Source organism: Pseudomonas sp. MD195_PC81_125, from assembly GCF_014060985.1.
Lineage (GTDB): Bacteria > Pseudomonadota > Gammaproteobacteria > Pseudomonadales > Pseudomonadaceae > Aquipseudomonas > Aquipseudomonas parakoreensis.
Genome location: NZ_JABULD010000513.1, coordinates 1 through 5,541, shown reverse-complemented (window position 1 = coordinate 5,541; position 5,541 = coordinate 1). Strand labels below are relative to the sequence as shown.

At 59.5% G+C, this 5,541-nt stretch carries 6 protein-coding genes; 3 read left to right on the top strand and 3 right to left on the bottom strand.

Features of this window, described 5'->3' with window-relative positions; genetic code table 11:
• Window positions 1-63 precede the first annotated feature (63 nt).
• Both HT737_RS20535 and HT737_RS20530 read right to left on the bottom strand, forming a co-directional pair.
• On the bottom strand, window positions 64-468 hold the full coding sequence (locus HT737_RS20535; RefSeq protein ID WP_007968091.1) for an HPF/RaiA family ribosome-associated protein: 405 nt from the start codon (window positions 466-468) through the stop codon (window positions 64-66).
• 201 nt (window positions 469-669) lie between these two features.
• Window positions 670-1,617: a LysR substrate-binding domain-containing protein gene (locus HT737_RS20530; protein WP_047291811.1), complete on the bottom strand. Its 948-nt coding sequence runs from the start codon at window positions 1,615-1,617 to the stop codon at window positions 670-672.
• Between the two features lie 135 nt (window positions 1,618-1,752).
• Here HT737_RS20530 and HT737_RS20525 point away from each other — a divergent pair, with 135 nt between their 5' ends.
• The 3 genes from HT737_RS20525 (at window position 1,753) to HT737_RS20515 (ending at window position 5,127) form a co-directional block, all read left to right on the top strand.
• Window positions 1,753-3,129, top strand: coding sequence for an L-serine ammonia-lyase (locus HT737_RS20525; protein ID WP_182403905.1), 1,377 nt, complete (start codon window positions 1,753-1,755; stop codon window positions 3,127-3,129).
• A gap of 86 nt (window positions 3,130-3,215) precedes the next feature.
• The gene (locus HT737_RS20520) at window positions 3,216-4,517 is read left to right on the top strand and encodes an HAAAP family serine/threonine permease (protein WP_182403904.1); all 1,302 of its coding nucleotides are present in this window, start codon (window positions 3,216-3,218) and stop codon (window positions 4,515-4,517) included.
• Between the two features lie 295 nt (window positions 4,518-4,812).
• Window positions 4,813-5,127, top strand: coding sequence for a DUF3509 domain-containing protein (locus tag HT737_RS20515; RefSeq protein WP_182403903.1), 315 nt, complete (start codon window positions 4,813-4,815; stop codon window positions 5,125-5,127).
• Here HT737_RS20515 and HT737_RS20510 read toward each other — a convergent pair.
• Window positions 5,124-5,541 (bottom strand): phosphate-starvation-inducible protein PsiE (locus tag HT737_RS20510; protein ID WP_182403902.1); only part of this gene is annotated, 418 nt, incomplete at its 5' end. The two genes, HT737_RS20515 and HT737_RS20510, sit on opposite strands and share 4 nt — an antisense overlap.

Below are 5,541 nucleotides of genomic sequence, written 5' to 3'. Positions count from 1 at the left end.
AAACAAAAAACGGGCCTGCTTGCGCAGGCCCGTTCTCATGGGGTGGCTTGAAAAATCAGCGCATCAACTGTTGATCGCTGCCTGTTCGTTCTCCAGAAACTCTTCTTCCAGCAGTGCGTCATTCGCCTTGCTGAATGGCACGATGGCGGCGCGGGGTTTGCCCCGCAGTTTGCCAAACAGGTGCTCCAGCGCATGTTCCAGTTTTTCGGCTGCACCGTCGATCGCCTGTTCCAGCGAATCGGCTTTATGGGTGACGGAAATCGGTTGATGGCCTTTTGGCCGCGCTTCCAGTTGGCAGCGCAAGTCATGGGGACCTGGTTTGTCGCCGTTCTCGTCGCTCAGGTGGACTTCGACACGGGTCAGGTCTTCTTCATAACGGTCGAGCGTGCTCTCAATGGTTGTACGTACCCACTCCTCCAGTCGTTTACTGCTTTGAATATGGTTATCGCTGTTGACTTGGATTTGCATAGTTCATCCCTTATTTCAGCTAGCTCGCGAGAGGCCTTGAATTGAATTTCCTGACCCCTTGGTTACAACAATCGGCCCGACTGACGAACATTTCAACCCCTGAAAAAAGATAAATATTCATTCGCAAAAAAAAGCCGGACAACCGAGCAAGTCACTGGTAAGGTCGGGAGTTGGGTTGCCTCGCAACCCTGCAAAATCTGCTCACAATTGCCCGTCGTTCAACGGATGTAAACTGCGGAAAATCCCCGCTTCCTCCACCAGCCAGTCATGCACCGCACGCACGCCCGGATGGCTCAATGCCCCCGGCGCATAGAGCAATACATAGCGCTTGTGGTTCGGTACCGACAGGCCGAACGGCACGATCAACGTCCCGCGCTCCAGCTCATCGTTGAGCAACGTGCGCCGGGCAATCGCCACGCCCATACCGGCGATAGCCGCTTCGATGGTCAGGTGATTGCGATTGAACGTGTGCCCCCGCCGTACGTCGGCGCCTTCAAAGCCAATCGCATTCAGATAGAACTCCCACTCCGCGTATTCATAACTGCCGCGCCAGGCGGTGATGTCGTGCAACAACGGGAAATGCACCAGATCCGCCGGCCCATGCAGCGGCGGGCGCCCGCGCAACAGGCTCGGCGCACACACCGGAAAAATCTGCTCATCGAGCAAGGCTGTGGATAACAGCCCCGGATAGCTGCCGTCGTTCAGATCGATCGCCAAATCGAAGTCACCCTCGTGCAACGGCACGCTGCTGTCCTCGGCCACCAGCCGTAACTGGATGTCCGGATAGCGCTGTTGCAGGCGCGGCAGACGCGGAGTCAGCCATTTGCTCAGGAACGACGGAATCGAACGCACCCGCAAAATCCCGCTGATCATCCCGGCATCCAGACGACGCAATTCAGCATCGATGTTGCCGTAGGCCTCATTGACGGTGATGGCCAGCCGCTGGCCTTCCGCACTCAACTCGACACCCCGCGCCCGGCGATGAAACAGGCGAAAGCCCAGACGCTCTTCCAGCTGGCGAATCTGCTGACTGACCGCCCCCGGGGTGATGTGCAGCTCTTCCGCGCAACGGGTGAACGACAGGTGCCGCGCGGCACAGGAAAACACCTGCAGCCAGACGTAGGTCTGGGCGTGCAATTGACGACTCATCGTTTAGTCCTGCTAAAGGCTTTCTTAGGAAGTTTCGTTGGTCACGTAGGACCGAGGTAGGCAGTATCGCCGACATTGCGCTTGTCCTACAAAAAATGGCAGCGATTCCTACTCCATTGCTTGTAAGGGTTTAGCATGGCTATCAGTGTTTTTGATCTATTCAAAGTCGGCATCGGTCCGTCCAGTTCCCACACCGTCGGCCCGATGCGCGCTGCTGCGACCTTCGCCCAGGCGCTGATCGAGCACCGCCTGCTCAACGATGTGCGTCGGGTGGAAATCCGTTTATACGGCTCGTTGTCGGCCACCGGCGTCGGCCACGCCACCGACCGCGCCACCGTCATGGGCCTGATGGGCGAATGGCCGGACAGTATTGATCCCTCGACCATCGACCCACGCATCCAGCAACTGCGCGAAAGCGGCCAGTTGCTTCTGGCGGGTCAGAGAGAAATTTCCTTCAACTGGCAGCACGATCTCCTGCTACTGGACGAAAGCCTGCCCTACCACCCCAACGCCATGTCGCTGACAGCCTTTGGCGAAAGCGCCGAGCTGTTCACGCAAACGTACTACTCGATTGGCGGCGGTTTCATCATCGAAGCGGCGGAAGCCGAGTCCGGTGTGGCGCCGGCCGGCGACGTGGTGTTGCCGTACGATTTTTCCAGCGCCGCCGAACTGCTGAGCCTGTGCAAGCAGCACAACTTGCGCGTGTCGGAGCTGATGATGGCCAACGAACGGGCCTGGCGCAGCGACGCTGAAATCCGTAACGGCCTGCTGCACATCTGGTCGGTGATGCGCGAATGTGTCGAACAGGGCCTGCGCCACGAAGGCATCCTGCCCGGTGGGCTGAACGTGCCGCGCCGCGCGGCGAAATTGCACCGCAGCCTGCTGGAAATCGGCAAGCCGAACGTGATCAGTTCGACGCTGTCGGCGATGGAGTGGGTCAATCTTTTCGCCCTCGCCGTTAACGAAGAGAACGCTGCCGGCGGGCGTATGGTGACCGCGCCGACCAATGGCGCGGCCGGGATCATTCCGGCCGTTCTGCACTACTACATGAAATTCAATCCGGACGCGTCTGACGATGACGTGGTCGCGTTCTTCATGGGCGCCGCCGCTGTCGGCATTCTGTGTAAGAAAAATGCCTCGATCTCCGGCGCTGAAGTCGGCTGCCAGGGCGAGGTCGGTTCGGCCTGTGCGATGGCCGCGGCGGGCCTCGCTGAAGTGCTGGGTGCGACTCCGGAACAACTGGAAAACGCCGCCGAAATCGGCCTGGAACACAACCTCGGCCTGACCTGCGACCCGGTCGGCGGCCTGGTGCAGGTGCCGTGCATCGAGCGCAATGCCATCGCCGCCGTGAAGGCGATCAATGCCACACAAATGGCCCTGCGCGGCGACGGCAAACACTTCATTTCTCTCGACCGGGTGATCCGCACCATGCGCGACACCGGCGCCGACATGCACGACAAATACAAAGAGACTTCACGGGGAGGCCTGGCCGTGAGCTGGGTGGAGTGCTGACGCGCATTCCCTGACCGCCCCGGCAGGCCGCAACTTGCGGCCTGCCAACCGTGAGCCCGAGCAAAAATAATAACGAGGCAAAAACGATGACCGATGTACGTACACCTGCTGCCGAAAATCCCGCTGTAGATCGCACACGCAACACCGACGCTGCCCACAAGGACTGGAGCAAATCCGACACCACCTGGATGCTCGGTCTGTATGGCACCGCCATCGGTGCCGGCACTTTGTTTCTGCCGATCAACGCCGGTGTCGGCGGTTTCTGGCCATTGCTGATTCTGGCGTTGCTGGCGTTCCCGATGACCTTTTTCGCCCACCGGGGCCTGACCCGCTTCGTGCTGTCCGGGCGTTCCGGCGACATCACCGAAGTCGTCGAAGAACACTTCGGTATCGGCGCCGGCAAGCTGATTACCCTGCTGTATTTCTTGGCGATTTTTCCGATCCTGCTGGTGTACAGCGTTGCACTGACCAACACCCTGAGCAGTTTTCTCGAACATCAATTGCACATCGCGCCGCCACCTCGGGCAATCCTGTCGCTGGTGCTGATCCTCGGCCTGATGGCGATCGTGCGCTGCGGCCAGAACGTGATCGTCAAAGCCATGAGCGTGCTGGTTTACCCATTCGTCGCCGCGCTGCTGTTACTCGGCCTCAGTCTGATTCCGAACTGGAACGGCGCGTTCTTCGCCAGCGCTCAAGAGGCAATGCCGCTGTCGACGTTCCTCAAGACCCTGTGGCTGGCGATCCCGGTGATGGTGTTCTCGTTCAACCACTCGCCGATCATCTCCGCCTTCGCGGTCGATCAGAAACAGCGTTACGGCGCGGAGGCCGAACGCAAGAGCAGCGGCATCCTCGCCATGGCCCACGGCATGATGGTGGTGACGGTGATGTTCTTCTGCTTCAGTTGCGTACTGGCGCTATCGCCGGCCGATCTTGCAGCAGCGAAGGCGCAGAACATATCGATCCTGTCGTACCTGGCCAACCACTTTCAGACCCCGGTCATCGCTTACGCCGCACCGCTGATTGCGCTGGTGGCGATCACCAAATCCTTCCTCGGCCACTACATCGGCGCCAGCGAAGGCTTTCAGGGCATGATCGTCAAGAGTTTGCGGGGCCGTGGCAAAGTGATGTCGGCGAGCTGGCTGAACCGTGCGACCGCGCTGTTCATGATCCTCAGTTGCTGGGCCGTCGCCACCTTCAACCCGAGCATTCTGGGCATGATCGAAACCCTCGGCGGGCCGGTGATTGCCTGCCTGTTGTTCCTGATGCCGATGTACGCCATCCGCCGGGTGCCAGCCTTGCGCCAGTACTCGGGACAGGCCTCCAACGTGTTCGTGGTGCTGATCGGCCTGATTGCACTGTCGGCGATCATCTACTCGGTTCTGCCCTGAAACGGGCCATAAATGACGAAGGCGAGCCAGGGGCTCGCCTTTTTTACGCCGTATCCATTGTCCAACAATTTTCCCGGCACAGCCCTTGCTATGACCTGTGCAGGAGCTGCCGCAGGTGCGATCTTTTGATCTTTGTGACCGAAATCAAAACACTGAAGATCAAAAGATCGCAGCCTGCGGCAGCTCCTACACGAAGCAACAACACAGGCCACGGAATGGCCGATGGTCCGGTATGGCGAACCAACCCGATCACGGCCGGTCAACAACTGCACGTTCAATCAGGCGGTGACGCATCATGGACAACCCTTTTCAGATCATTACCGATGCCTTCGCGCCGGACTATCAGATCAACCTGAGCATTCAGGGGCTGGACGGCAGCATCATGCTGACCCTGTCCAACAGCGGCCGGATCGTCGCCAAACGGATGATCAGCGCCGAACAGCGCAACGACCCGTTACGGCTCAAGCGGCTGGTGCAAAGCATTCAATTCGGCATTGCCATCGAACAGGGCCACAGTGCCATGGCGATCCTCGAAGCGATGACCAGCGGCGACGGGTTGCCCCCGCCACCGCAGCAGAACGGCCAGCCTCGGCCGTCGATGGGCCTTTAAAGCTCGCCCTTCTCGATCTCGGGGTGTTCACCGGAACCGGCGCCGAGTTTGCGTTGCGGTTTTTCGATCTTCACCGACGGGAATTGCGACGAGGCGTAGCGCACCACCAGAATCGAGAACGCCAGCAGCAGAATGCCGCCGCACAGGTAGATGATGCCCATGTCCGGCGGATTGTGGTGCGAGACGTTGGAGATCAGCAGGCGGGTCAGCGCAGTGATCGCCACGTAGATCAGAAAGCGCACTGGCATGTGGTTGGTCTTGAAGTAAATCCCGACCATTGCGCCCAGTTCCAGATAGATGAACAGCAACAGAATGTCATCGATCTTGATGTGGCCTTCTTCGAGCATGCCGAGAAATTCCATCACCGCCGCCCACGCGGTCACCGCACCGATGGCGAACAGTGCCAGGTAGTGG